This is a genomic window from Uliginosibacterium sp. sgz301328, from assembly GCF_041807905.1.
Taxonomy (GTDB): Bacteria; Pseudomonadota; Gammaproteobacteria; order Burkholderiales; family Rhodocyclaceae; genus JBGVSA01.
Genome location: NZ_JBGVSA010000027.1, coordinates 24,703 through 51,403 on the forward strand (window position 1 = coordinate 24,703; position 26,701 = coordinate 51,403).

At 64.9% G+C, this 26,701-nt stretch carries 21 protein-coding genes; 13 read left to right on the top strand and 8 right to left on the bottom strand.

Annotated features, from left to right (window positions below):
- The first annotated feature begins 73 nt into the window (after positions 1–73).
- Both ACDA63_RS16995 and ACDA63_RS17000 read left to right on the top strand, forming a co-directional pair.
- Positions 74–1,354, top strand: a complete 1,281-nt coding sequence (locus ACDA63_RS16995; RefSeq protein ID WP_373664472.1) for an AmpG family muropeptide MFS transporter — start codon at positions 74–76, stop codon at positions 1,352–1,354.
- On the top strand, positions 1,351–2,079 hold the full coding sequence (locus tag ACDA63_RS17000) for a uracil-DNA glycosylase family protein (RefSeq protein ID WP_373664473.1): 729 nt from the start codon (positions 1,351–1,353) through the stop codon (positions 2,077–2,079). The genes ACDA63_RS16995 and ACDA63_RS17000 overlap by 4 nt, the downstream gene beginning before the upstream one ends.
- A gap of 95 nt (positions 2,080–2,174) precedes the next feature.
- Here ACDA63_RS17000 and ACDA63_RS17005 read toward each other — a convergent pair whose 3' ends face one another.
- The 3 genes from ACDA63_RS17005 to ACDA63_RS17015 form a co-directional block, all read right to left on the bottom strand.
- Positions 2,175–3,014: a hypothetical protein gene (locus ACDA63_RS17005; RefSeq protein WP_373664474.1), complete on the bottom strand. Its 840-nt coding sequence runs from the start codon at positions 3,012–3,014 to the stop codon at positions 2,175–2,177.
- Positions 3,015–3,617: 603 nt separating this feature from the next.
- Entirely contained in the window at positions 3,618–4,382 is a 765-nt protein-coding gene (locus tag ACDA63_RS17010) for a hypothetical protein (protein WP_373664475.1), read from the bottom strand.
- 113 nt (positions 4,383–4,495) lie between these two features.
- Positions 4,496–5,050 (bottom strand): hypothetical protein, encoded by a 555-nt coding sequence (locus tag ACDA63_RS17015; RefSeq protein ID WP_373664476.1) that lies wholly within the window; start codon positions 5,048–5,050, stop codon positions 4,496–4,498.
- Between the two features lie 22 nt (positions 5,051–5,072).
- On the opposite strand from ACDA63_RS17015, the gene ACDA63_RS17020 reads away from it, so the two are divergent.
- From ACDA63_RS17020 to ACDA63_RS17030, 3 genes are all read left to right on the top strand, one after another.
- A complete protein-coding gene (locus ACDA63_RS17020; RefSeq protein ID WP_373664477.1) occupies positions 5,073–5,633 on the top strand; it encodes a hypothetical protein in 561 nt (186 codons plus the stop codon).
- 448 nt (positions 5,634–6,081) lie between these two features.
- Entirely contained in the window at positions 6,082–7,701 is a 1,620-nt protein-coding gene (locus tag ACDA63_RS17025; RefSeq protein WP_373664478.1) for an ABC-F family ATPase, read from the top strand.
- Positions 7,698–8,534 carry a hypothetical protein gene (locus ACDA63_RS17030; protein WP_373664479.1) on the top strand — a complete coding sequence of 279 codons (837 nt, stop codon included), beginning with the start codon at positions 7,698–7,700 and terminating at the stop codon, positions 8,532–8,534. The genes ACDA63_RS17025 and ACDA63_RS17030 overlap by 4 nt, the downstream gene beginning before the upstream one ends.
- 18 nt (positions 8,535–8,552) lie before the next feature.
- Here the strand turns inward: ACDA63_RS17030 and ACDA63_RS17035 are convergent, their stop codons facing one another.
- Genes ACDA63_RS17035 through ACDA63_RS17045 form a run of 3 tightly spaced genes read right to left on the bottom strand, consistent with a single transcriptional unit; the run spans position 8,553 to position 11,034 of the window.
- On the bottom strand, positions 8,553–9,380 hold the full coding sequence (locus ACDA63_RS17035) for a hypothetical protein (protein ID WP_373664480.1): 828 nt from the start codon (positions 9,378–9,380) through the stop codon (positions 8,553–8,555).
- A 13-nt stretch (positions 9,381–9,393) separates the two neighbouring features.
- Positions 9,394–10,113, bottom strand: coding sequence for a site-2 protease family protein (locus ACDA63_RS17040; RefSeq protein WP_373664481.1), 720 nt, complete (start codon positions 10,111–10,113; stop codon positions 9,394–9,396).
- Positions 10,114–10,134: 21 nt separating this feature from the next.
- Positions 10,135–11,034 (bottom strand): DUF2167 domain-containing protein, encoded by a 900-nt coding sequence (locus tag ACDA63_RS17045; RefSeq protein ID WP_373664482.1) that lies wholly within the window; start codon positions 11,032–11,034, stop codon positions 10,135–10,137.
- A 206-nt stretch (positions 11,035–11,240) separates the two neighbouring features.
- Between ACDA63_RS17045 and ACDA63_RS17050 the strand changes: the two genes are divergently transcribed.
- Positions 11,241–12,446, top strand: coding sequence for an NAD(P)H-dependent flavin oxidoreductase (locus tag ACDA63_RS17050; RefSeq protein ID WP_373664483.1), 1,206 nt, complete (start codon positions 11,241–11,243; stop codon positions 12,444–12,446).
- A gap of 39 nt (positions 12,447–12,485) precedes the next feature.
- Here ACDA63_RS17050 and ACDA63_RS17055 read toward each other — a convergent pair whose 3' ends face one another.
- Together ACDA63_RS17055 and ACDA63_RS17060 are read right to left on the bottom strand one after the other, a co-directional pair.
- Entirely contained in the window at positions 12,486–13,133 is a 648-nt protein-coding gene (locus ACDA63_RS17055) for a hypothetical protein (RefSeq protein WP_373664484.1), read from the bottom strand.
- Positions 13,130–13,720: a 5-formyltetrahydrofolate cyclo-ligase gene (locus ACDA63_RS17060; RefSeq protein WP_373664485.1), complete on the bottom strand. Its 591-nt coding sequence runs from the start codon at positions 13,718–13,720 to the stop codon at positions 13,130–13,132. The genes ACDA63_RS17055 and ACDA63_RS17060 overlap by 4 nt, the downstream gene beginning before the upstream one ends.
- A 41-nt stretch (positions 13,721–13,761) precedes the next feature.
- Here ACDA63_RS17060 and ACDA63_RS17065 point away from each other — a divergent pair, with 41 nt between their 5' ends.
- The 7 genes from ACDA63_RS17065 to ACDA63_RS17095 form a co-directional block, all read left to right on the top strand.
- Complete coding sequence (locus tag ACDA63_RS17065) at positions 13,762–15,717, top strand: transglycosylase SLT domain-containing protein (RefSeq protein WP_373664486.1); 1,956 nt, start codon at positions 13,762–13,764, stop codon at positions 15,715–15,717.
- A gap of 60 nt (positions 15,718–15,777) precedes the next feature.
- Positions 15,778–16,740 carry a complex I NDUFA9 subunit family protein gene (locus ACDA63_RS17070; RefSeq protein WP_373664487.1) on the top strand — a complete coding sequence of 321 codons (963 nt, stop codon included), beginning with the start codon at positions 15,778–15,780 and terminating at the stop codon, positions 16,738–16,740.
- 108 nt (positions 16,741–16,848) lie between these two features.
- Positions 16,849–17,343: a TlpA family protein disulfide reductase gene (locus ACDA63_RS17075; protein ID WP_373664488.1), complete on the top strand. Its 495-nt coding sequence runs from the start codon at positions 16,849–16,851 to the stop codon at positions 17,341–17,343.
- A gap of 101 nt (positions 17,344–17,444) precedes the next feature.
- Complete coding sequence (locus ACDA63_RS17080) at positions 17,445–18,704, top strand: TIGR03862 family flavoprotein (RefSeq protein WP_373664489.1); 1,260 nt, start codon at positions 17,445–17,447, stop codon at positions 18,702–18,704.
- A gap of 111 nt (positions 18,705–18,815) precedes the next feature.
- Positions 18,816–24,713, top strand: a complete 5,898-nt coding sequence (locus ACDA63_RS17085) for an alpha-2-macroglobulin (RefSeq protein WP_373664490.1) — start codon at positions 18,816–18,818, stop codon at positions 24,711–24,713.
- Between the two features lie 176 nt (positions 24,714–24,889).
- On the top strand, positions 24,890–25,243 hold the full coding sequence (locus tag ACDA63_RS17090; protein WP_373664492.1) for an endonuclease domain-containing protein: 354 nt from the start codon (positions 24,890–24,892) through the stop codon (positions 25,241–25,243).
- Positions 25,240–26,701, top strand: a 1,462-nt coding sequence (locus ACDA63_RS17095) for a transglycosylase domain-containing protein (RefSeq protein WP_373664491.1), incomplete at its 3' end; no start/stop codon positions are given. The genes ACDA63_RS17090 and ACDA63_RS17095, both read left to right, overlap by 4 nt.

A 26,701-nucleotide genomic window follows, 5' to 3' on the forward strand; every position in this document is an offset into this window, starting at 1 on the left:
CGATCCCGTGGCCCGGCCGGAATGTCTCGCTCGCCGGGCTTTTTGTTGCCAGCGCAGCCCCCTCTGACACCCGATGACTGCTGACCAGAAGCCCTCCGCCCTGCGCGCCTTGATGTCGCGCCGCATGCTCATCTGCATCTTCACGGGTTTCTCGTCGGGCCTGCCGCTGTATCTGCTGCTGAACCTGGTACCCGCGTGGCTGAAGACGGAAGGGTTGAGCCTGAAGGCGATCGGTGCGTTCGCGCTGATCCAGTTTCCGTACACCTGGAAGTTCCTGTGGTCGCCGTTGCTCGACCGTTATGCGCTGCCGTGGCTCGGGCGCCGGCGCGGCTGGATGGCGGTCACGCACGTCGCCCTGCTCGCCGTCGTGGCGTGGCTGGGCAATCTGTCGCCGCGCGATGACCTCGCCTTGATCGTTGCGCTGACCGCCTTGGTAGCGTTTCTGTCCGCCACGCTCGACATCGTGCTCGATGCGTTCCGCCGCGAGCTTTTGCACGATGAAGAGCTCGGGCTCGGCAACGCCATCCACGTGAACGCCTACAAGCTCGCGGGGCTGGTGCCTGGATCGCTGTCGTTGATTCTTGCCGATCACCTGCCCTGGTCGCAGGTGTTCATCGTCACGGCATTGTTCATGCTGCCCGGCCTGCTGATGACGCTCGCCGTGCGCGAACCCGGTGCGGCGATCAAGCCGCCGCGCAGCCTGCGGCAGGCCGTGATCGAACCCTTCCACGAATTCATCACCCGCAAGGGTTGGCGCGACGCTGCATTGGTGCTCGCGTTCATCCTGCTCTACAAGCTGGGCGACTCGCTGTGCACGGCACTGGCAACACCGTTCTACCTGGAGATGGGTTTTTCAAAGACCGACATCGGCATCGTCGCCAAGCACGCGGGGCTGTGGCCCAATGTGATCGGCGGCCTGTTGGGCGGGCTGTGGATGGTGCGCACCGGCATCAATCGCGCGCTGTGGATCTTCGGCGTGGTGCAGGCGCTGGCCGTTGCCGGCTTTGCGTGGCTGGCGTGGCTCGGTCCCGCGGCCCCCGACGGCTCGCGCCTGGCCGTGCTGGCAGTGGTGATCGGCCTCGAAGCGCTGGGCGTCGGGCTGGGTACCGCCGCATTCGTGGCATTCATCGCGCGCTCGACGCATCCGGCCTACACGGCCACGCAATTGGCGTTGTTCACCAGCCTGATGGCGGTGCCGCGCACGCTGATCAACGCTTCGGCCGGGTGGCTCGTCGAAGGGCTCGGCTGGTTCAACTTCTTCCTCTTGTGTCTGGCGCTCACGGTCCCCGGCATGTTGCTGCTGCTGAAGGTGGCGCCGTGGGGTGACGACCCTCCTCCGCAAACGATCTCATGACGAAAAAATCTTCCCGCGCTGACCTGCTGGTCGCTGCAGCCAAGACGCTGTCCGATACGGTCGGGGCCATGCGATTCGCTCCGCCCGTTACGCATGTCTACAACCCGCTGGATTACGCCTGGGCGCCGAACGAAATCTATCTGCGCCGCTTCGGGGACTCGAAGAAAAAGGTCGTCTTCGTGGGCATGAATCCCGGCCCGTTCGGCATGGTGCAGACCGGCGTGCCGTTCGGCGAGATCAACGCGGTACGCGAGTGGATGGGCATCGAAGCGAACGTCATCGGACCCGCCGAGCAGAATCCCAAGCGGCCGATCGAAGGCTTCAACGTACAGCGCTCGGAGGTGAGCGGTCGCCGTCTGTGGGGGCTGTTCCAGCAGCGCTTTGGCACGGCGGAGGCGTTCTTCGCCGATCACTTCGTCGCCAACTATTGCCCGCTGGCCTTCTTCGACGAAGGCCGCAACGTCACACCGGACAAGCTGCCCGCCACGGAACAACAACCCCTGCTGGCAGCGTGCGATGCCCATCTGCGCACGCTGATCGAAGTGCTCGAACCGGAATGGGTGATCGGCGTGGGCGCGTGGGCCGAACAGCGTATCGCCATTGCGGGCGAAGGCCTGGGATTGCGCATCGGACGCGTCCTGCATCCCAGCCCCGCCAGCCCGATTGCCAACCGCGACTGGGCCGGTGCCGCCACAAAGCAGCTCGAAGCACTCGGGGTGTGGTAGTCGTCGGGACGCCCAGCAAGAAAAAGCCCTTCCGGCTCACGCGGGAAGGGCTTTTTCTTGTTGGGCAATCACCCGCACGGGGTGACGTTGCCCGCTTACTGCTTGATCTTGACGCGGTGGATGTACAGGCTGCCGGTGCGGCCGCCGGTGATCTTCACGTAGATCGGGGTGGTGCTGGTCGCGTACTGGGTGATGTCCTGCTCGTACGTACCCTTGGCCAGCTTGCTCGCCTTGTCCGTCGGCGACATGAATTTGGACGTCCAGTTGATGCCGTCGGAGCTGGTCGACACCTGGTAGTAGATGTCGCCCGTCGCCGCGACCGTCATGACGAAGCTGCTGCAGCTCGGCAGTTTGAACACCACGCTACCACCCGAAGCGTAGTCGCTGGCGGCACCCGCCTTCGGCAAATCGATCGCACCCGTCATCGTGTACAGGCTGGTGTCCGTGCCCGGCGCCTTGACGGCATTGAAGCGCGCATTGCCTGCGTCGGTCCCCGTCAGGGTGTTTGGGTAGCCGTAGATGAACTGCTGACCGGTGGCCGCCTGCGTGCCATCCATCACCCAGCTGTTCTGCACCGAACCGTCGGGCGTGGCACCCACGATGTACTTGAGACCCTTGGTCTCGTCGTTGAACGCGAACCAGCCTTGCGCGTCCAGATCGGCAGCGTCGAAGAACGCAGCCGCAGCGGTCGAAGACGAAACCGACGACGACGCGGACGACGAAACGCTCGACGAATCCGACGACGAGACGCTCGATGCGCTGCTGGAAGAAGAGCTGCTCGATGAGGACGACTTGCTGCTGGACGATGACGACGTGCTGGACGATGCTGCGTCGTTGCCGTTGTCGTCATCGTCGCCGCACGCAGTCAACGTGGCGGCCGCGAACAGGGAAAGCAACAGTGCGCTGCCGGTACGGGCGAAAGTGTTTTTCTTCATGAAGAGTCTCCTCGAGTGGTGCAAACCCAGCGATCCGGTTTTCCTTGTGTTTCCGGTTCCATCGCCGATCGGGCCTGCTGGACGGGAGATTCTTTCGAGGCGCTTCGCCATCGTTTCTGATACATCGCAACCCCGCCCTAACACCTACAGCGAGAGGGAGCATGTCACTAGGAATTTGCACCGCACGACACAGGAGATCTTCGCCTCGACCTAGCGAAACTGCGGCAGAAGCGACAGAAATGTCCTTGCATCTGGAATATTGCCGGGGCGCTTCATGAGACGAAATCGTATCCACCGCCGAAGTTCCAATGGTCGAATGAATGCCCACCCAATGGCACGACAAATGACAACGGCGCCCGAGGGCGCCGAAATGCCGGCGTAATGTGTTCGAGATGCTGGTCGTGGCGCCGACGCTGTGTCGCGCAAAGCACCAAACTTCGCCTCGCCCGCAAATGAAAACGCCCCGACCACTGCCGCGATCGGGGCGCTTGATACGGGCGGGCCTTTTATGCAGCGGCCTGAGTGACGCGGCTTATTTCACGATCGGCGCATTCAGTGCGAATTCTGGACCGCGCGCGAACGACGCGTCTGATCTCACCCCGCTTACTTGCATGTCATCTGAATGCTGTCGATAGTCAGCGATGTGGCCGAGTCGGCTCTCAGTTGGACGAAAGCTTTATCGGAGTGGTAATCCGCGGCCGTCAGAGCGAAGGTGATCGTATTGGCGCCAACGGTAGGCGCCTGGTTCCAGACACGCGAAGCGGCCCCCAACGGAGAGGTAGTGCTGGCGGCCGACGTAGTGCTGTTATTGACGAAGACCTGGAATGCGCTGCCCGATGCCGCGGTGGTGTTGACGACCAAAGTGCAGGTCTTGCCTGACATGTTGAAAATGCCGTCAGGAGCTTCCGTCGCGGTACTTGCGGTACTGCTTGCTGCGCCGATGAGCAGGCGACCGTTGGCAAGCGTAAGTGCTCCTCCGCCGGCAGTCACGGAGTTACCGACCTTGATGTAGAGCGGCACCGCGGAATTTGAAGGCCATGCGGCATAGTCCGCTTTGACGAGCGCATCGATATCGGCAGCATCGAACGTCTCTGACCAGGTCGTGGCGGTCACCGAGGTATGGCCAGCGGTCGACGATGTGCTACTGCTCGTCGACGAAGTGCTGCTGCTAGTCGATGAAGTCGAGGACGACGTGCTGCTCGTCGAAGCGCTGGACGACGACTTGCTGCTGGAAGTCGAGGACGTGCTCGACGACGAACTGGTCGCGCTGCTGTTGTCGTCGTTGTCGTCACCGCAAGCGGTCAGCGACACGGCGGCCAGAAGCGAAGTCAGCAGGATGCTGGTACGGATGAAGCGTTGGTTTGCCACGGTTTGTCTCCTGAAAGAATGGGTTCCGCCCGGCCAGGGAACCGGGAGGACAAGCTGGCAAGAGAGCCCACATCCGGACTCTCTTTGCCGATCCGGATTGCGACCCGCCTGGCCTAGGGTTGGGTCAGGGTGATTTCGTCGAACTGAACGGTGGACTGGGCGCCCGGAGCCATCATCAGGCCCACGGACATCGTGTTGACGGTGCTCGTCATCGTGCGATTGGTAAGGGAAACGCCCGCGGCGACCAGTTCATACACCGGCGCCCCACCTCCTGTCGGGATCGGCGCGAAATACGAGGTATAAACGTTGCCGGCACGCACGAGCTTCAGGTAGACGCCCACGCCATAGCCAATGGGTGAGTTGGTGCTCGTGGTCGAGCCCTTGCCAACGGTGTTGCCAGCGGTCACGCGATAGGCCTCGGCCGGAATCCAGCTCGTCGTGCCAGTCGCATCGGTCCCAATGCCAACGTTGGCAAAGATGTTCGCCGCCGTGGCGGAGGTGGTGGTGTCGTATGCAATCAGCCCGACCCGGTATTGCAGAGAGTTGCTGTACGTCAGCGCGGAGACGGAGGAGAGTCGTGCAGTCAGCGTGAAGTCGCCCGTCACTGGCACGCTGACCAGATAGAAGCCCTCGCCAGTGCTGGTCAACTTACCCGTCTTTGCAGTCATGCTGACCGAATTGCCATCGACCGTGAACGACGGAGTAGCTGCGATTGCCGTGCCGCCAGTCCCCATAAGCAGCGTCGACGCGGTCCACGGAAGCGCCGCAACACTCGATGACGACGAACTGCTGGACGAGGACGCCACCGAACTGCTCGAAGAGCTCGCAACGCTGGACGAAGACGACGAGGCAACAGAACTGCTCGACGACGACGCCACCGAGCTTGACGACGAAGAGCTGGCAACGCTGCTGGACGACGAAGACGAAGCGGCCGAACTGCTCGACGAGCTGACTGCGCTGGAGGAGCTCGACGAAGCGACTGACGACGAACTGCTCGATGCAACCGACGATGAGCTGCTAGAAGCAACGCTCGACGACGATGAAGCCGCGCTCGACGATACGGACGAAGTCGCCGAACTGGAAGATGAAGTCGTGGAACTCGTAGAGCTCGACGATTTCGAGCTGCTGGAACTACTCGTCCCTGACGGTGCAGCGGAGTCATTGTTGTTGTCATCACCACCGCAAGCGGTGAGCGTGACGCTGAGCAGCAGCATGATGGCGAGCGTGGAAAGACCTACGCTGCCCGTTTGACGCACCTTCATCTCCATCCTCCTTTTAAGGCACGTGCTACCGGTCTCTGCCGAAGCGCGTGCATGGCTACGGCGCGATTGGTCGCACCGCGTTTCTTGATTCTTTCGGAGGGTCGGGACGTACGGATGCGTATTCACGCAGTCATGCGTAAATAGCGAGAGATGTCTCCTTGCCTCCTGGCGCCTGCCCGAGCGCCGTGCCGTCCGCTTTTTTGGGTACTTGCGAATCTGGCGTTTTATGTTTTGTGCGCTGATGGTGCACAACTTTGTTACCGGGCGCAAGCGCGTTTCTGACATTTTTTTGCGTGCAATCTGACAAAAATGTTGAACGCTCGTTTGAATTTTGGGCGGTCGAAAATCCGCCCGAGCCCGACGCGGATATAATTAAGGGTTTTTTCACGCTTACGGCAGCGCGCGACTGCCGTCCCCCCCCCGAGAAGGAAGCCGCTGTGCTGATCGCCAATAACATCACCCAACAGTTCGGGGCCAAGCCCCTGTTCGAGAACGTCTCAGTCAAATTCGGGGACGGCAATCGCTACGGCCTGATCGGTGCCAACGGCGCCGGCAAGTCGACTTTCATGAAAATTCTGGCCGGCGTGCTCGACCCCACCGCCGGCAACGTTGCGCTGGATTCCGGCGAGCGCATGGCTTTCCTCAAACAGGACCAGTTCGCGTATGAAGACCAGCGCGTGATCGACGTGGTCATGCAGGGTCACGCCGAAATGTGGGCGTGCATGAAAGAAAAGGACGCCATCTACGCCAACCCGGAGGCGACCGAAGAGGACTACATGCACGCGGCCGAACTCGAAGGCAAGTTCGCCGAGTACGACGGCTACACGGCCGAGGCGCGGGCCGGCGAGCTGCTGCTGGGCGTGGGCATCCCCACCGAACAGCATTTCGGGCCGATGAGCGAAGTGGCGCCGGGCTGGAAGCTGCGCGTGCTGCTGTGCCAGGCGCTGTTCGCCAACCCCGAGATCCTGCTGCTGGACGAACCGACTAACAACCTCGACATCAACACCATCCGCTGGCTGGAAAACGTGCTCAACGGCCGTGACAGCACGATGATCATCATCAGCCACGACCGCCACTTCCTGAACCAGGTGTGCACGCACATGGCCGACCTCGATTACGGTCGCATCCAGGTGTATCCGGGCAACTATGACGATTACATGGAAGCTGCCCAGCAGGCGCGCGAACAGCAGGCGCGCGACAACGCGCGCGCCAAGGAGAAGGTCGCTGAATTGCAGGAGTTCGTACGCCGCTTCTCGGCCAACAAGTCGAAAGCGCGTCAGGCCACCAGCCGCGCCAAGCAGATCGAAAAAATCAAGATCGAGGAATTCAAGCCTTCGTCGCGTCAGTACCCGTGGATCCGCTTCGACTACGACGAGAAGGAAAAGCTGCACCGCCAGGCCGTCGAGATCGAGAACCTCACCTTCGGCTACGAAGCCGACAAGCCCATCATCAAGAAGCTGACGCTGGCGATCGATGCCGGCGACAAGGTGGCGATCATCGGCGAGAACGGCGTGGGCAAGACCACCCTGCTCCGCCTGCTGATGGGCGAACTTACGGCGCAGAAAGGCACCATCAAGTGGGCCGAGAAGGCCAGGCTCGGCTATTACGCGCAGGATCACGCCGCCGAGTTCGATTCGGACGAGAACCTCACCGACTGGATCAGCGGTTACGTGCGCGAAGGGGGCTACGACGGCGATGACGCTGTCACACTGATCCGCGGCACGCTGGGTCGCCTGCTGTTCAAGGGCGATGAGGTCAAGAAGCCGGTGCGCGTGATCTCCGGTGGCGAGCAAGGCCGCATGCTGTTCGGCAAGCTGATGCTCCAGCGCAAGAACGTGCTGCTGCTCGACGAGCCGACCAACCACCTGGACATGGAATCGATCGAATCGCTCAACTCGGGCGTGGCCGATTTCACCGGCACGCTGTTCTTCGTCTCGCACGACCGCGAGTTCGTGTCGTCGCTGGCAACGCGCATCATCGAAATCAAGACCGACGGGCAGATCGTCGACTATCGCGGCACCTACGACGAATACCTCGCCAGCCAGGGCCTGGAATGATCCACGCGCGCGCCATTGCGCTCGTCTGTGCCTGCATCGCCGCAAATGGCGTGCAGGCCGAGCGCATGACGCGCGAGTACAAGATCGATCTGGACCCGGCGCAGTTTTCGCCCACCAATCCAGACAATGACATAAGGCGCATCGCCGCCATCGCCGCCAGGGCGGCGCGGGATTCCGGCGCCACCCTCGGCGACAGGCGCGAGGCCATCGAGCACCAGACGGTGCGCTACTACGACGTGCCGCATCAGTGTTCCCTGCGTGACGCCGGATGGGTTCTGCGCGAACGCATCGAAGGCGCCAAGCGCGAACTGACGCTCAAACTGCGCCGAGCCGACCGTGCCGCCGTCATCGCAACGACGGTCGAAGCCCGGGGCAAGAAGTCCAGGACCAAGCTCGAAGAAGACATCACGCCGCCCGACCATGTGTGGCTGTCGCGATCGGCCACCGTGGACGTCGACAAGACCGTGGCGCTCGCCAACGCGGGCGAGGCGGTCAGGATCTTTCCCGCCCTGTCGTCGTTGCCGGCTTCGACGCGATTGGCGGTCGTGAACGATCTGTCCATCGAGCAGACCGACGTCGATCTTCCGCGCTGGCGTTGGGCTGCGCTGAAAGCATCGCCCGGCATGACGCTGTGGGCGACCTCGCCGGGCCAGACATTCGTGGTGGCGGAATTCTCGTTCCGCGTGACGGTGCCTGAAGGCAAGGAGTCGGATACGCTCGATGCGGCGGAACGACTCTATGCAAAGTTGCTGACCACGCTGCCGCGCGGCGCGGACGACGGGACGAAAACCGCTTTCATCTACCGCGCGGGCGGGCGGGATTTCTGCCGCTGATCGCAGCGGAGTGGAGGTCTATCCAGCGCGGACAGGCGCCAGATACCCCAGACGCTGCCAGCCTCTGGCGCACCAGGCGATCACCGCAGCCGGTCCCGCATCCCAAAGGATCGCCGCCCACGCAGTGCCAATGTCCTGCTGCATGCCGAGCGTGAGCCCCAGGCTCGCCAGTGCGTAGCCAGTGAAGACGCCCACGGCAGCGGCTCTCCCAAAGACAAGCAGTGCAGCCCCGATCGCAAACGCCGCCGGCAAGGCGACCGCCAGAAAAGCCATATGCGGAACCGCCGCCAGTTGGTGCGCCAGCACAGCACCGAGCACGAGCTTGTACACAGCAACGAGAACGACCGCGAGCGCCATGAACCGGTAGCGTGTCCGTCGGCGCGCGTCGGCGAGCGCTTCACCCGACCCGGCGGACGTATCGTCGGCTTCGTCGGCGACCGCCAGCGCCCCTTGCCCGAAAGCGGCGACGAGTTCGCGGGCCTGCGCTTCGCACGCGGCGGGAACCTGCACGCGCGACCACCCCAGCGCCACGGCATACAGGCGATCGAATTGCGCGGTGTTGGCGTCGGGCACCCATGCAGGAATGCCTTCGGATTCGAGCATGGCGCACAACACGTTGGCGTCCGTGACGGTCGCGGCAGCGTAGATGGTCACGACTTCGGCGGAACCTTCCGGCTCGGACTGTACCGCGAGCACGTCCCGATGAGGATCGAGACCGCGGCGCGCCAATTCGGCCTCGGCGTATGGCCGTGCGGCTTCGGCGAAGCCGCCCTGGCGCCATCGCGCCAGCAGGATGTCGTCTTCAAGCAGCGCAAGGCGCTTGATCAGTTCCGATGACTCATCCATGGTCGCCTCCCGTTTATCCGTGGCCCGTCACCCGGGCGGCGCCGACGAGCATCTCATGCACATCGTGCGTCATGATCGCCAGGAACGCAGCCAGCCCGACATACAGCGCACCATATTCCATCCGTGTTGCGGCCGATACGGCGTAGTAGGCCGGATCCGCTTCGCCCTTGATCGCCCGCCACAATTGCGGTGCCGCCAACACGGCGATGAGGATCAACATCGGGCTGGGCCGGTAGAAAAACAGAGCAACGAGCACCGGTACGCCGATTATCCAGATACGGCGTGACACCGCTGCGGTGATGCGTCCGCCATCGAATGGTGGCAAGGGAATGAGATTGAACAGGTTCAGGAAGAATCCGGCGTACGACACCGCCAGCAGCAATGAACTTCCCTCGCTGCGCGCGATGAAATAGCACGCCACCGCCGCCAGCGTGCCGGCCATTGGGCCTGCCATGCCGACGTAAGCTTCGGTCTCGGCGTCGTGCGGCATGTCCTTGAGTTCGATCCATGCGCCCACGAACGGGATGAACGTCGGCGCGCCCACCGCCAGCCCACGTTTACGGGCGGCAATGTAATGGCCCATCTCGTGGCACAACAGCAACACCACGAAGCCGGCCGCATAGCGCCAGCCATAGACCAGCGCATACGCGAACACCGATACCAGCATGGTGCCGGAACTCATGGCGAGCTTGCCGAACTTGGCGCCGCTGAGTAGTAGCAGAAGGAGTTTCATGACGGCTGTTCGGCCCTGGCGCTACGCCTTGTCGCGATCGCCGAAGATCTTCTTCGCGCCAGCGCCGAGCGCGATCACGGCAACGGCGATGAGCTTCCAGGCTTTGGCCAGGAACACGCCGGCCATCGCCAGCAGGCCCAGCTTTTTCGCCGCGATGCCGCCGACCAGCGCCGCCAGGCCGTATTCAGCGACCTTGTCCGTGCTGGCATTGAAGTCCGCGTAGCGCTTGCCGTCGATGAAGCTGGCGGCGGCGAGCAATTCGCGCGCGGCGGGTTTCTCTTTTTCGACGGTGGCGAGTTCCGTCACGAGGTTGAGCGACAGGTAGCCGTCGCGCCCGAGCAAGTACGTGTTGTAGTTGACGCCTTGTGCGCGCCCGCTGGCGGCGTCCTTGTCATGGGTGGACGCGGACCACACCAGCCGGTGGGTAGCCGCATCATAGGCGGGCTTTTCGACCCAGCCTTCGACGACGAATTCCGGCATGCCGCGCGCGTGGCGGTCCTTGTTGGCCTCTTCAGTGCCTTCCTTCAGGTTCTTGAGCAGCGCGTCGGCGTCCCAGTCGCGGGCATCGTCGTCCTTGATGTAACCGGCGGAGTCGAAGCGCACCGACACAAAGCCGTCCAGTCTGTCGCCGATGATCAGACCGTAGAAACCATCGCCCACGCGATTACCCATGGCCTGCATCAAGCGCGACGCCTCGGCCTTGGGAATGAACGCATAGCCCGCCGGCAACGCGATACGTGCCTGGTCGCCCAGCGAAATGTCGCGCGGGCCCGCCTGCTGGTGCGCCAGCGCGGCGTCACGCGCCTGCTCGAATTCGGAATCAGCGGCGGCGGGCGCCGATTGCCCATGGGCCGATGCGGACAGGACCATCGCGCACGCAAGTACGCAGCGCGCCAGTTGGCGCCTGGATGACAAAAACATGAACTTCCCCCGGTGTGTCAATACGTCTTGACCTGTTATGGCGGCTCGAAGCCGTCGCGCATGGTATCGCCGCCCAAGGGCGTCAATTTGTCCCCTGTCTGAAAGTCCGTAGTACGGCTCTGTCGATTTGACACACATCAAATAGAAAGCGTCCTCAGTGACATACGGTCGAGCGTTGCTTTCCCCCAAGATGAGACCGTATCTGCATGATTCCGCATGATCTTCCGCCGCTGGTGATTCGCGGCCGCTCGCTCCTTCCGATCGTCCAGGGAGGCATGGGCGTGGGCATCTCGGCCCACAAGCTGGCCGGTGCGGTCGCCGCCGAAGGCGCAATGGGCACCATCGCCAGCGTCGACCTGCGCCGTCTGCATCGCGATCTGATGGAACGCACCGAAGGTGCGACGCGCCAGCTCATCGAACAAGCCAATCTCGAAGCACTGCATCGCGAAATCACCGCCGCACTCGATCGCGCCAAGGGCGCCGGTCTGGTTGCCGTCAACGTGATGCGTGCCGTAAGCCAATACGTCGACTGCGTGAAGGAAGCCTGCAAGTCGGGCGCCAACGCCATCGTCATGGGCGCCGGGCTGCCGCTCGATCTGCCGGAACTGGCTGCCGGCTACAAGGACGTTGCACTCATCCCGATCCTGTCGGACGCGCGCGGCGTGGCGCTGATCGTCAAGCGCTGGATGCGCAAGGGGCGCATTCCCGATGCCATCGTCATCGAGCATCCGGGCTGGGCGGGCGGCCACCTTGGCGCGGCCAATGTCGAAGACACGCAAAACCGCCGTTTCGACATGGAAACCGTGTTACCCGAATGCGCCGAAGCGCTCGACAAGCTGGGCCTTGAACGTGGAGAGATTCCGCTCATCGCTGCGGGCGGCGTCGACAGCCACGCGCGCGTGCGACAACTGCTCGACATGGGCGCATCGGGCGTGCAACTCGGCACGGCGTTTGCCGTATCGACCGAAGGGGATGCCGACATCCGATTCAAAGAAACGCTGGCCAACGCGCGTCCGGAGGACATCGCCGAATTCACCAGCGTCGCCGGGCTGCCGGCGCGCGCCGTGCGCAACGCCTGGCTGGAGCGCTACCTCAAGCGCGAGCACAAGCTGCAGCAGGCTGCGGCCATGGCAGCCAGCAACGCAGCACGCGTCTGCTCGCAAAAGTGGGACTGCCTGATCCAGTGCGGTCTGCGCGATTGCCTGCCCAAGTTCGGCCAGTTCTGCATCGACAAGCATCTTGCCGCCGCGCAAGCCGGCGACGTTGCCAACGGCCTGTTCTTCCGCGGCAAGGGCAAGTTGCCATTCGGCAATGAGATCCGCCCGGTGCGCGAACTCCTGTCGCTGCTGCTCACCGGCCGGGCAGAGGCAGCCGAAGACGCCCCGCCAGCCAGCAAATCCCTCGCCGCCTGATATCCACGCCAGTCCGGGCCGACCCTGTCGGCCCGCGCATCACCACTGCGGCCGGCAACCGGCCGCGAGCCCTCTCACGCACAGGTACAGCACCATCGCGTTGAGCAGGTGCCAGCCGAAGTGCAGGCCGAGCGGCCATACGGGGCACAAAACCATATCCAGCGTACGCAGCGTGAATGACACCACGAAGCACGCCAGCGCCCACGTCAGCCACGGCACCGTCGCCGGCGCCACCCGACGCGCCCAAAGCGCCAGCAAGCCCAGCGTGATGCCCGGCAACACATAGGCCTCCGACCCATTGAGCCCAAAGCTGCCGAACGCGGCCACGCCCCGATCGAGGATCAGGAATGCGATCACCGTCATCCACGCGCCGAGTTGTGTCGCCCCGCCAAGGCGACGCAGGAAGCGATGCAGGTAGGTGAGGATGAACAGTGCGATGAAACCCACGTCCAGCCAGCTTCCCCAGACCTTGCCGAAGGTATGGAAAAGACCGCTGCCAATGCCCACGAGGGCGATCAGCCACCCAAGAAGGCGCACTTCGGATTGAATATCCGATGGATAGCGACGCCGCAGCAGCAAATACGCCGCTACCAGAAAACCGATGTTGGTCAGCGCATTGACCGGTTCGGACCACCACTCGGGTCCGGTGCGTTCGCAATACAGATCGATGGCGTCGAATGGCGTCATGAATGGCGGTGTGATGGGCTGAGGACGATGCCCGCCTCGGTGACGATCCAGTCCAGAGGCTGGTCGTGATCAAGGTCGGCGACCTTGGGAAGGCGTGACAATTCGTAGCCGATGCCCACGGTGACGGGCTTTGGCTGCATGCTCTCGAGCGTGCGATCGAAGTACCCCCCGCCGTAGCCGATCCGATAGCCACGCATGTCGAAACCGTTCACCGGAATGAGCAGCACTTCCGGCACGATCGGCTCGCCATCCGGTGCGGCAGGAATACCGAAACGGTCCGGCACGAGCCTTGCGCCAGCGGTCCAGACGCGAAAGCTCAGCGGCTGCGCCGGGGCATCGACATGCGGCAGGGCGATCCGGCGGGATAGGTCGGCGTCGCGCCAATCGGCAAGAAATTGAACAAGATCGGGCTCGCCGCGGAACGGCCAGCAGAATCCGAGCGTCGAAGGCAGCAGTGTGCCGAGCAGACGTTCGAGATGCGCAGTGATGGCGGCGTCGAACCGCAGCCGCAACGCGGGATCGAGCGCTTCGCGCGCAGCGATGAGGCGCTCGCGGAGCTGGCGCCGGTCAGGGCTTGAAGCGACCACGTGCTATGCTGGTCCGATACGAAGAAGGGGAATGTTACGTGATGAAGTCGAAGTTGTGCGCTGCCGTGGTGGCCAGTGTGTTGCTGGCCGGACAGGCGGCGCAGGCAGACATCGGCGACGATCGCATCACCGCGGCACGCGATGCCGCCAGCAAGGGCGACATCGCACGGCTGGCCACGCTGGCCGCGGCGCCGAGCGCGCACGTTCTGGAACCTTACGTCACCTATTGGTGGCTCGCAGCACGCAACGCCCGCGCCACCGAACCCATTCCGACCGACGACGTCCGCGTCTTCCTGGCGCGCAACGAAGGCACCTGGCTGGCCGAGAAGCTGCGTACCGAGTGGCTCAAGCGTCTGGGCAAGGAAGGCCAGTGGGCGCTCTTCAATACCGAATACGAACGCGTCGCCGTCCCCGATCAGGAACTGCAGTGCTACGCCATCCAGGGCAACGGCCCGTCGGCGGCCACGGCATTGCAGGTGTTCTCGCAACAATGGCTGGCCATCGTCGACATGCCTGATTCGTGCTGGCCGGCCGCACGCCAGCTCGTCTCCGCAGGGCAGTTGCAGGCTGAAGACATCTGGGCGCGCTTTCGCCGCCAGATCGAAGCCAAGCGCCTCACCGGCGCCGGCATGACGGCCGCGCTCCTGCCGGTGGGGCAGGCTCCGGACAGCACGCAGCTTTCGCGCGCCTATGGCGACCCGGTGAAGTTCCTCATCAGCCCGGCCGCCCGCAACACCTCGACGCGGGCTTCGCGCGAGACGACCATCGCCGCCCTCACGCAACTGGCGCGCAGCGGAGACGTCAGTGTGGCATTCGCGCGTTGGCAAGCACTGCCGACCTCGGACTTCCGCAAGGAAGAACGCGCCTATGTCTACGGCCAGCTCGGCTGGCGCGCATCGGCCACGCTGCAGCCCGATGCCTTGAGCTACTTTGCCGAAGCCCACGGCACGCCGATGAGCGACGAACAGATGAACTGGTACGCGCGCGCCGCCTTGCGCGTGGGCGACTGGAAGTCGTTGCTGGCCATCATCGACAGCATGCCGGCCAATCTGCAGGCATTGCCGGAATGGACTTACTGGAAGGGCCGGGCCTTGCAGGCGCAGGGCCGCACGCAGGACGCGCAGACGTACTACCAGCGCTTTGCCGGACAGGCCAGCTTCTACGGCATCCTGTCGGCCGAAGCCCTGGGCGCGTCCTTCGCCTGGCCACAGCCCACCACGCCACCGACTCAGCAAGAGATGACGCTCGCCCAAGCCGTGCCCGACTTTCAGCGCGCGCTGGCACTGACCCGGCTGGACATGCGCACTGAAGCCGCGCGCGAATGGAACTGGGCGATCCGGGGTGCGGACGATCGCACCTTGCTCGCCGCCGCCGAATACGCCCGTCGTCAGGGACTCTACGACCGCGCCATCAACACCGCCGAACGCACGCGCGATCAACACGACTTCAGCCTGCGTTACCTCGCGCCGTACTACGAGACTTTCGCGCCCTACGCGCGCAACAACAGCCTCGATCTGGCCTGGGTGTACGGCCTGGTGCGGCAGGAGAGCCGCTTTCTGTCTGTTGCGCGTTCAGGCGTGGGCGCTCAGGGCCTGATGCAGGTGATGCCTGCCACCGGCAAGTGGATGGCGGACAAGCTCGGCGTGAAAGGCTATTCGCTATCGTGGCTGCAACAGATCGACGGCAACGTACTGATCGGCACGGCCTACCTGCGCCGCGTGCTCGACGGCCTGGGCAACAGCCGCGTGCTGGCCACGGCCGCCTACAACGCCGGCCCCGGCCGGGCTCGCAAATGGCGCGCAAACAACGCGATGGAAGGCGCCATCTACGTCGAGACCATTCCGTTTTCCGAGACGCGCGACTACGTGAAAAAGGTCATGGCCAACGCCGAGATCTATGCCACGCTGTTCGACAAGCGCCCTGCGTCTTTGCTGAGCCGACTCGGAACGATCACGCCGGATGGCGTAAACGATGCATTGGTCAACGCCACACCCTGAAGGTGCAGTCATAGTTCTGACTACGTTTCTCCCGCGTACTTACAACTGACACACAGCACCATGGAAATCCGCTCCGTCCTCCTTCTCGGTGGCACCGGCTTCATCGGTGGCCATCTCGCCAACCGCCTGACCGCCCAAGGGGTGCGCGTCGTCGTGCCGACGCGCCGTTACGAGCGCCGCAAGCAGGTCTCGCTGCTCCCCACGGTCGAAATGGAGCAGGCCGACATCCATGACCCTGCCACGCTGGCGCGCCTGATGGCCGACGTGGATGCGGTGGTGAATCTCGTCGGCGTGCTGCATTCGCGCAGCGGTTCGCCCTATGGCGCGGACTTCGCGCGTGCCCACGTCGAACTGCCCCGCAAGATTGTTGCGGCCTGCAAGGCAGCGGGCGTCCCGCGCCTGATTCACATCAGCGCGCTCGGCGCGGCGAGTGACGCGCCGTCGGAATACCTGCGCTCCAAGGAAGACGGCGAACAAGCCATTCGCGCGGCCGGCGAAGACATTGCCTGGACCATTTTCCGTCCGAGCGTGGTATTCGGCCCGCAAGACCATTTCCTCAATACCTTCGCCTGCCTGGCCCGCACTTTCCCGGTCCTGCCGCTGGCAGGGGCGAACACGCGCATGCAGCCCATCCACGTCGAAGACGTCGGCGCGGCCATCGCAGCCAGCCTGGAACGCGAAGACAGCTTCAAGGAAACCTTCGAACTGGCCGGCCCCAGGGTCTATACCCTGCGCGAACTGGTGAGCTACGCCAGCGAACAAGCCACGGGCAAGCGCCGCTGCATCGTGCCGTTGTCGGGCGCGCTGGCGAGCCTGCAGGCCACTGTCCTCGGCATGCTGCCGGGGCAATTGATGACACGCGACAACCTGCGCTCGCTGGAGCGCGACAGCGTGGCCTCGGGTGCGCCGATGCCTTTCGGACTGGTGCCGCGCTCGGTGGAAACCTCCGCCCCCGCTTACCTGGGCGACCACGCGGCGCAAACGCTCTACAACGACGCCCGGCGACGCGCACGCCGCATCTAGGCGACAGAACTTGTTGCCCGAGCCGATCACTGCTTAAATCCTGACTCGGCGTCAGAACCTGCTGAGCGTTCAGCAGTCTGACGCCTGTCAGACATCAGGAATCCTTCAATGAAAAAGCTCGTGATCGGCCTCGTCGTCGTGCTCGCCGTGGCGGTTGGCGCCTACGCCTTCCTCAAGCCCACGGTCGCGCCCGAAGTGTCGCTCACCACGCTCGACGGCCGCACCGTCACCACCGGGTCGCTGCGCGGCAAGGTGGTGCTGGTGAATTTCTGGGCAACCACGTGCACGACCTGCATGGCCGAAATGCCCAAGGTCATCGATACCTACAAGCGCTTTTCGCCCAAGGGTTTCGAGACCGTCGCGGTTGCCATGGACTACGACAATCCGGCCTGGATCAAGGACTACACGGCCCGCGCCAAGCTGCCGTTCACCGTCGGCCATGACGCCACCGGCAACGTCGCCCGCGCATTCGGCGACGTGCGCCTGACGCCCACCACGTTCCTCATCGACAAGCGCGGCCGCATCGTGCAGCAATACCTGGGCGAGCCGGATTTCCCCAAGCTCCACGCCCTGCTCGACAAGCTGCTCGCCGAACCAGCCTGACGCCCCGGCAGCGCGCCATCGCACGAATACACGCAGCGATCGCCACTCGCCGCCAACCTTTGGGGTAGGATCGGAACACCCCTGTTTCTTCCCCACTCATCGTGCAGCAGTACGACATCGCAATCGTCGGCGGCGGGCCCGCCGGCCTGATGGCGGCCGAGGTCCTTGCCGGAGCCGGCGCACGCGTGGCCGTGTTCGACGCCATGCCCTCGGTTGGACGCAAGTTCCTCATGGCAGGCAAGGGCGGCATGAACATCACCCATTCCGAGCCGCTGGCCGCCTTCCGCGCCCGCTACGGTGCCCGCGCCGGCGAGATTGCACCCTTGCTCGACGCCTTCGGCCCGGAGTCCTTGCGTGAATGGATCCACGGGCTGGGCATCGAGACCTTCGTCGGTTCATCGGGACGGGTATTCCCTCGCGACATGAAAGCCGCGCCGCTGCTGCGCGCATGGCTCACGCGTCTGCGTGCGAGCGGTGTGAGCATTCACGTGCGGCATCGCTGGATCGGCTGGGGCCAGGAAGGCACGCCCCCGACACTGCGTTTCGCCACGCCCGAGGGCAGCACCGAAATCCGCGCGGACGCGGTGGTCCTGGCAGTCGGCGGCGCCAGTTGGCCGCAACTCGGGTCCGACGCGGCCTGGTTGCCCGTGCTGGAGGCGCGTGGCGTCGACATCGCCCCCCTGCAGGCCGCCAACTGCGGTTTCGATGTGGGCTGGAGCCCGTTCTTTGCTGAGCACTTCGCCGGCGAGCCGATCAAGTCCGTCTCGCTCGAATGCGCCGACGCCCACGGCAACACACTGCGCCGCACCGCGGAGTTCATGATCAGCGCGACGGGCGTCGAAGGGGGTGGCATCTACGCGCTGTCGTCGCCGCTGCGTGAAGCCATCGCGCGCGACGGTGAGGCCACGTTGTATGTCGACCTGGTGCCCGGCCGGGACGCCGCCCGCGTGCTCGCAGACGTCAGTCATCCGCGTGGCTCGCGCTCCATGTCGAGCCACCTGCAGAGCCGGCTCGGGCTCAAGGGCGTGAAAATGGCCTTGCTGCGCGAGTGCGCGCCGCCGGAAGTCTTCAGCGATGCCGCCCGCCTGGCCGCATGCATCAAGCATCTGCCGCTGCGCCTGGTCGCCCCGCGCCCCATCGCCGAAGCCATCAGCACTGCCGGCGGCGTGCGATTCGAAGCCATCGATGCCAATTTCATGCTGCGCGCGGTGCCAGGGGTTTTCTGCGCTGGCGAGATGCTGGACTGGGAAGCGCCGACCGGCGGGTATCTTCTGACAGCTTGTTTCGCAACTGGCCGCAGCGCAGCTCAAGGAGTCCTATCGTGGCTCCTCTCTTTGCCTGACCTGCCCCAAAGGGACTGAATCCCGGCATCCTGAGTGGGATTGCAGCGGGTATGCTGCCGAGCGTCCATCGCTCCGTCCGGGCATTTCCGCCGTATGACGACGCACTGACCGAGTTACGCAGGAGACCGCATGTCCCCCTCCCGAATTCTCTCCGTTGCCGCCATCGTCGGCCTCGCCTTCATCATCCCCCCGACTGTCGCGGTCGACGCGGCGCGGGTGGAATCCTTCAGCCCAAAGGGCGAGGTCAAGGCGGTGCGACAGGTCGTCGCCCGTTTCTCCGAACCGATGGTGACTTTCGGCGACCCGCGTACCGAAGCGCCGTTCGACATCAATTGCCCGGCCAAGGGCAATGGTCACTGGGCCGACACGCGCAACTGGATCTACGACTTCGAGCAGGATTTGCCAGCCGGGTTGAACTGCCAGTTCAAGTTACGCGACAAGATCACCACGCATGCGGGAGGCCCGGTGACGCCGGCCACGTTTGCCTTCAGCACGGGCGGGCCGGCAGTGCGCAATACGTGGCCCCACGAGGGTAGCGAGGAGATCGACGAGCAACAGGTCTTCCTGCTCGGACTCGACGCGCCGGCCGACGTCCGCTCCATCAAGGGCAACGCGTATTGCTCGGTCAGCGGGATCGGCGAGCGCATCGGGCTGGAGGTCATCGAAGGCGCGGAGCGCGACAAGATCATCGCCGAGCAGCAGGACCGCGCGCACTACTTCTTCGGCGTCCTCACCAAGCGCGGGCAACTCGGCACCCTGGCGGTGAAAGACAACAGCCTGAAGGATGCGCCGCTGGTGCTGGCCCGCTGCGCGCGCCGCCTGCCGCCCGGCGCGGAGGTGAGCCTCGTGTGGGGCGCGGGCATCCGCACCGCATCGGGCATCCCCACGCGCGAGAACCAGACGCTCACCTACCGGGTGCGTGAAGATTTCGTCATCCGGCAAAGCTGCATGCGCCTGAATGCCGAGGCCGGTTGCACGCCGGTGCTGCCGCTGACGCTGAGCTTCTCCGCCCCCGTGCCGCGCGAGCTGGCCGCGAAGATCACGCTGAAGGGCGCCAGCGGGACCCAGTCCCCCGACCCGATCGGCGAACACGAGAAAACCGTCGACAGCGTGAGCTTTGCGCCGCCCTTCGCGCCGCGCAGCGAAGTCACGCTCTCGCTGCCGTCGAAGTTCGTCGATGACTCCGGCCGCAGCCCGACCAATGCCGCTTCGTTCCCGCTCAAGGTGCGCATCGACGACGATCCGCCGCTGATCAAGTTCCCGTCGCGCTTCGGCATTCTGGAATCGAACGCACAGCCGATGCTGCCGGTAACGGTGCGCAATGTCGAAGCCACGCTCAAGGGCCTGCAACTGACCGTCCCAAAGGACGCCGATCGCCCGGCCAGCGGTCGCATGGCGCGTATCGACGCGCGCGACGACACGACGCTCGCGCGATGGATCGCCCGCGTCATGCGTGGCCCCGAAGACAGCGACGATGGATACGTGCCCGAAGGCACCCGCTCTATCTTCGACGGCGACGAGGGCGCCAAGCCTCTGACGCTGCCGCGCACGGACGGCGACCGCACGTTCGAAGTGATCGGCATTCCCTTGCCCAAGCCCGGCTTCTACGTCGTGGAGTTCGCCAGCGATCGTCTGGGCGCCGCGCTGCATGGCGAAAAAGCGCCGTACTACGCGTACTCGAGCGCGCTCGTCACCAACATGGCGGTGCACTTCAAGCACGGACGTGAATCGTCGCTGGTGTGGGTCACCCAACTCGACAACGCGCAGCCGGTGGCGGGCGCCAAGGTGCGCATCTCCGACTGCCGGGGCGAGCGCGAATGGGAGGGCGTGACAGACGACAAGGGCATGGCCCGCGTCGAACGCGAAATCCCCCGGTATTCACGCTGGAAGGAATGCCGCTACGCACCATCCGCGCACATCGTGACGGCACGCAAGGGCGACGACACTTCGTTCATGCTCAGCACCTGGCAGGATGGCATCGAACGCTGGCAGTTCAACCTGACCGGCGGCGACGAAGCCGGCCCCGTGCTGGCCCATACCGTCACCGATCGCCCGCTGTTCCGCGCTGGCGAGACCGTGTCGATGAAGCACTTCGTGCGCACGCACGTATCCGCGGGCTTCGGCGAGCTGAAGGGCGCGAACCTGCCCAGCAAGCTGGTCATCGAGCACATGGGCAGCGGCCAGACCTACGAGCAACCGCTGTCGTGGTCCAACGGTTCGGCGCTGTCGACCTGGGTGATTCCGAAGGAAGCCAAGCTCGGCGGCTATGACATCTACCTGCGCACGCCCAACGGGCGCACGCTGCATTCAGGCACTTTCCGCGTCGAGCAATTCCGCGTGCCGCTCATGCGCGCGCAGCTCAAGCCGCCGGCCACACCGGCCGTCGGGGGCGGCAAGGTCGAGATCGACGCCCAGCTGTCGTACATGGCCGGCGGCCCGGCCGCAGGCCAGAGCGTGAAGTTCCGCAGCCGGCTGGAACCCCATACGTTCTCCTTCAGCCAGTTCGATGATTTCAGCTTCGGCGGCAGCGCGCCCAGGGAAGGCATCACCGCCGTGCAGCCGTACGCCTACGATCCGTACGGTGACGACGAAGAGGATGTCGATGACGAAGCGGCCAACGCTTCGAGCGCCGGCCAGTCGCGTTACCCGGTGCAGACGCGCACGGTGACGCTCGACAGCTCGGGCGGCGCACGCGTGGCATTCGACGGCCTGCCCAAGGTCGACGCCCCGCAGGCGCTGGCCGTCGAGATGGAGTATTCCGATCCCAACGGCCAGATCCTCACTGCCGCCACCCGTGCGCTCGTACTGCCCTCGCAGCTCGTGCTCGGCATGCGCATGGAAAGCTACTACGCGACGAAGGACAAGCTCGCCTTCAAGGTGCTGGCGGTGGACGCCGCCGGCAAGCCGCAAGCAGGCCGCAAGGTGGTGGTGGATGCGTACTCGCGCAGCACGTACGCCTATCGCAAGCGCCTGCTCGGCGGTTTCTATTCGTACGAGCAGACGCAGGAGGTCAGAAAGGCCGGCGTCGCCTGCAAGGGCGAAACCGACGCCAAGGGATTGGTGGTGTGCGACGGCGAAGCGCCGGCCACGGGCGAGCTCATCCTCGTGGCGCGTGCGGACGATGCCGCCGGCAATACTGCCGTCGCCTCGCGCAGCATCTACGTGGCAGGCGCGGACGATTGGTTCAACGCCGGCTCGTCCGACCGCATCGACATCCTCGCCGACAAGCGCAGCTACGAGCCCGGCGACAAGGCCCGCTTCGAAGTGCGCATGCCGTTCCGCGAAGCGACCGCGCTGGTGACGGTCGAGCGCGAAGGCGTGCTCGCTTCGTACGTGCAGCAGATATCCGCCAAGTCGCCTTTCGTGGACGTGCCCATCGCCGACAACTACGGCCCGAACGCCTACGTGTCGGTGATGGTGGTGCGCGGCCGCGTCGATCCTGAACAACCGGGGCCGTTCGCGTGGCTCAGGCGCATGGTGTATCGCATCGGCATGTTCTTCGGCATCGTCAAGGAGATGCCGCGCGAAGTCGACACGCGCCCGACCGCGCTCGTCGACCTGACCAAGCCGGCTTTCAAGCTCGGCATGGTGCCGATCCGCGTCGGCTGGAAGGCCTATGAACTGAAGGTCGCCGTGCAACCCGAACACAGCACCTACAAGGTGCGGGACAAGGCGGCCGTGCACATCACGGTGACCGACGCCGACGGCAAGCCGGCATCAGGCGCCGAAGTCGCGCTGGCCGCCGTCGACGAAGGCCTGCTGGCACTGGCACCGGCCGATTCGTGGAATCTGCTCGACGCGATGATGAAACGTCGCCCCGACGAGGTGGATACCTCCACCGCGCAGTCGCAAGTCATCGGCAAGCGCCACTTTGGCAAGAAGGCTGTCGCCGCGGGCGGCGGCGGCGGGTCGGCCAATGCTCGCGAGTTGTTCGATACGCTGCTGCTGTGGCAGGGCTCCATCAAGCTCGACGCCAACGGCAGCGCGCGCGTGGAAGTGCCGCTCAACGATTCGTTGACCAGCTTCCGCATCGAGGCCATCGCCCACGCAGGGATCCAGCAATTCGGCTCCGGGGGCGCGTCGATCAACACCACGCAGGAGTTGATGCTCTTCGCCGGGCTGCCGCCCTTCGTGCGCGAAGGCGACCGCTTTGCCGCGATGGTGACGGTGCGCAATGGCGGTGAGCGTGCGCTCAAGCTCGACGTCACCGCGCAATACGCCGCAGCCGGCTCGCAGGACGGCAGGACGCAGGCGGCCCCACCCGCCCCACTGCCACCGCAGTCGGTCAGCCTGCAGGCGGGCGAAGCCAAGACGCTGTCCTTCGCCGCCATCGCCCCGGTCAATGCCACACGGCTCGACTGGAGCGTGACCGCGCAGGAAACCGGGGGCGCTGCGCATGACGCGCTCAAGGTCAGCCAGACCGTCGGCGCGGCCTATCCGGTGCGCGTGTATCAACAAACGCTGGAGCAGCTCGAAGCCGGCAAGCCGCTGACTTTCCCGGTGCAGATTCCGAAGGGCGCCGTGGCGGGCCGCGGCGGCGTAGACGTGCGCCTGGCCAAATCGCTGGGCGGCGATTTCAGCGCCGTGCGCGACTGGATGAGCCGCTATCCGTACGTGTGCCTGGAGCAGCAGACATCGGTGGCCATCGCGCTCGAAGACGAAAAGCGTTGGACGCCGATCGCCAATCGACTGCCGGTGTACCTCGACGGCGACGGTCTGGCGCGTTACTTCCCCACACCGCTCCTGCAAGGGGACGACACGCTGACTGCGTACCTCCTGGCGATCACCAATGAAGCCGGCTGGGAGATCCCGGAAGCCTCGCGCGACCGCATGCTCAAGGGTCTGAGCGATTTCGTCGCGGGTCGCGTGATCCGCCACGGCGCACTGCCGACGGCGGATCTCGCCATGCGCAAGCTGGCTGCCATCGAAGCCCTTTCGCGCTACGACGCGGCGAAGGCGTCGATGCTGCAGTCGATCGAGATCGCGCCCAACCTGTGGCCGAGTTCGGCGGTGCTGGACTGGATCTCGGTGCTCTCGCGCATGAAGGACATCCCCGACCGCGAGGCCAAGCTCAACGACGCGCGCCAGATATTGCGCTCCCGCCTGATGTTCTCCGGCACCACGCTCAACTTCTCGACCGAGAAGGCGGACTACCTGTGGTGGCTGATGGTGACGCCCGACCTCAACGCGGTGCGCGCGCTGCGATTGCTGTCGGACGACCCCAGCTTCGCCGCTGACATGCCGCGCCTGGCGCGGGGCGCGCTCGGTCGTCAGCAAGCCGGCCACTGGCGCACCACCAACGCCAACGCCTGGGGTGTGCTGGCGCTGCGCCGCTTCCAGCAGCGCTTTGAACGCGATCCGGTCACGGGCCTCACCGAGGCCAGGCTCGGCGACATGGCGCAGACGCTCAATTGGTCGCAGGCACAATCGCGCAACACGGGAGATCCCACCCAGGGCACGCCGATCGGCGATGGCGTCGACGCACACTTCGGATGGCCGGCCGGCACCGCGCAGCTTTCGCTCGCGCATGAAGGCGGTGGCAAGCCGTGGGCGTTCATCGCCTCGCGCGCAGCGCTGCCGCTCGACAAAGCCCTGTTCGCTGGCTACCAGATCAAGCGCACCGTCACGCCGATCGAGCAGAAGAAGAGCGGCGTATGGTCGCGCGGTGATGTTTACCGCGTAACGCTCGACGTCGATGCGCAATCGGACATGACGTGGGTAGTCATCAACGATCCGATTCCGGCTGGCGCAACAATCCTCGGCAGCGGACTGGGCGGCGACTCGTCGCAACTGGCGTCGGGCGAGAAAGCCCAAGGCTGGGTGCGCCCGACGTTTGAAGAGCGTGCATTCGAGGGCTTCCGCGCCTATTACCGCTACATGCCCAAGGGCAAGGTGCAGTTGCAGTACACCGTGCGGCTCAACAACGTCGGCGCCTTCGAAATGCCCGGCTCGCGCGTCGAAGCGCTCTATGCGCCCGAGGTGTTCGGCGAAATGCCTGTGCCAAGGATCGAGGTGAAAGAGCCTTGAGGCGGGTCGGAAGGGCTCAGCCGAAAAACTGAGCCCTTCTCGCGCCAGACCATTCAATTCACCAGCGAAACGAATTGTTCGACGACATCAAACTCCCTCCACGCGCCACTGCCGACACGGACACGGTCGCCGCCAGGCGCCCCAGCCCCCCTCTCCCACTGGGAGAGGGGCCGGGGGTGAGGGCTGCTACGCAAGCCGCAAAAGATAAGAACCACAGCAAAAAGGCCGCCCTCCCCGAAGACCTGAAATCCTTCGCGCGTGAGCTCCGCCACGGCCAGACAGACGCCGAAAGAGCGCTCTGGCAGGTACTCCGTGGCCGCCGCATGGCGGGCGCCAGGTTTCGTCGCCAACATCCGCTCGAACCCTACGTTCTCGACTTCTACTGTCACGACCTCAAGCTCGCCATTGAACTCGACGGAGGCCAGCACAACGCAGAACAGGGCCGCACTCACGATGAGCGCCGTAGCGCATTCCTTGCCAGCCAGGGAGAGGGGAGAGCCGATCTCATGGCGGTGGCGAGGGAAGAATGATCCGCCGTCTGGGCAAGCGTCGGCCCTCGCCCCGTCTCCTGCTCCGGGCGGGTGCAGCCGCGCTCGTCCTGAGCACGATGGCGGTCTGTGTGTCAGTCGCCCTGTCGCCCATACCGGACTTCGCAACGGTACGCGCTTCAGCGCAAAGCTCAGAGGCCGAACTCCTCGACCGCCATGGTGAAGTGCTCCAACGCCTGCGCGTCGCCAGGCATGAACGCGTGCTCGCGTGGGTGGCCCTCGACGACATGTCGGCCGCTCTGCCCCGCGCCGTCATCGCTGCCGAAGACCAGCGTTTTGCGTGGCATCCGGGGGTCGATCCCATCGGCATGTTCTCGGCGCTGGCCGACAACATCACGCGCACGCGGCCACGCGGCGCCAGCACGATCTCGATGCAATTAGCATCGATCCTGACCGACGGCCGGGAGGGCCCCCGCTCCTTCGGCGACAAGCTGCGACAGGCGCGCGATGCCCTGGCGCTGGAGATACGTTGGAGCAAGCGTGAGATTCTCGAGGCCTACCTCAATCGGGTGAGCTTCCGTGGCGAACTGGTCGGTATCGATGCCGCGTCGCGAGGCCTGCTCGCCAAGGGTCCGGGCGGGCTGGACGAAGCCGACTCCGCCGTACTGGCCGCACTCATCCGCGCACCGGGTGCTTCGCGTGCGGCCGTCGGCCGTCGTGCGTGCGCCGTGGTACGAGCATTGCGGGGCGGCAGTTGCGACGATGCCGCGTATGCCGCCGCCACACTACCGACGCGCCCCTACCCCATGCGCGGGACAGATGACGCCCCTCATCTGGCGGTACGTTTGCTGAGAACACCGGGCGAGCATCTAACGACCACGCTCGACGCGCGCCTGCAGCGCTTTGCGAGCGAAACCCTACGTTCGCGACTGGCCGAACTGGCGGGGCGCAATGTAGAAGATGGCGCGGTGGTCGTGCTCGACAATCGCACCGGCGACGTGCTGGCCTACGTGGGCTCGTCGGGTGATCTGTCTGGCGCGCCGGAAGTCGACGGCGTCGCCGCCCTGCGCCAGCCCGGCTCCACGCTCAAACCTTTCCTGTTCGGGCTTGCCATCGACCAAGGCTGGCTGACGGCGGCGTCGATCCTCGACGACTCGCCGCTGGCGCTGACGACGCCGACCGGGCTCTACATTCCGCAGGACTACGACAAGGACTTCAAGGGCGCGGTGACGGTGCGCACCGCGCTGGCTGGCTCGCTCAACGTGCCATCGGTGCGCGCGCTGACCATCGTTGGCGTGGATCGCTTTCTGCAGTCCCTGCGCGCCTTCGGCATGACAAGCTTCTCGCGCGATGCGGATCACTACGGCTACGGCCTGGCGCTGGGCGGCGCAGAGACGACCCTGTTGTCGCTGACCAACGCCTACCGCGCGCTCGCCAATGGCGGCCAGTGGACGCCGACGCAGTTCGTGACCGCAGTCCCGCACCCGCCACAACAAGTGA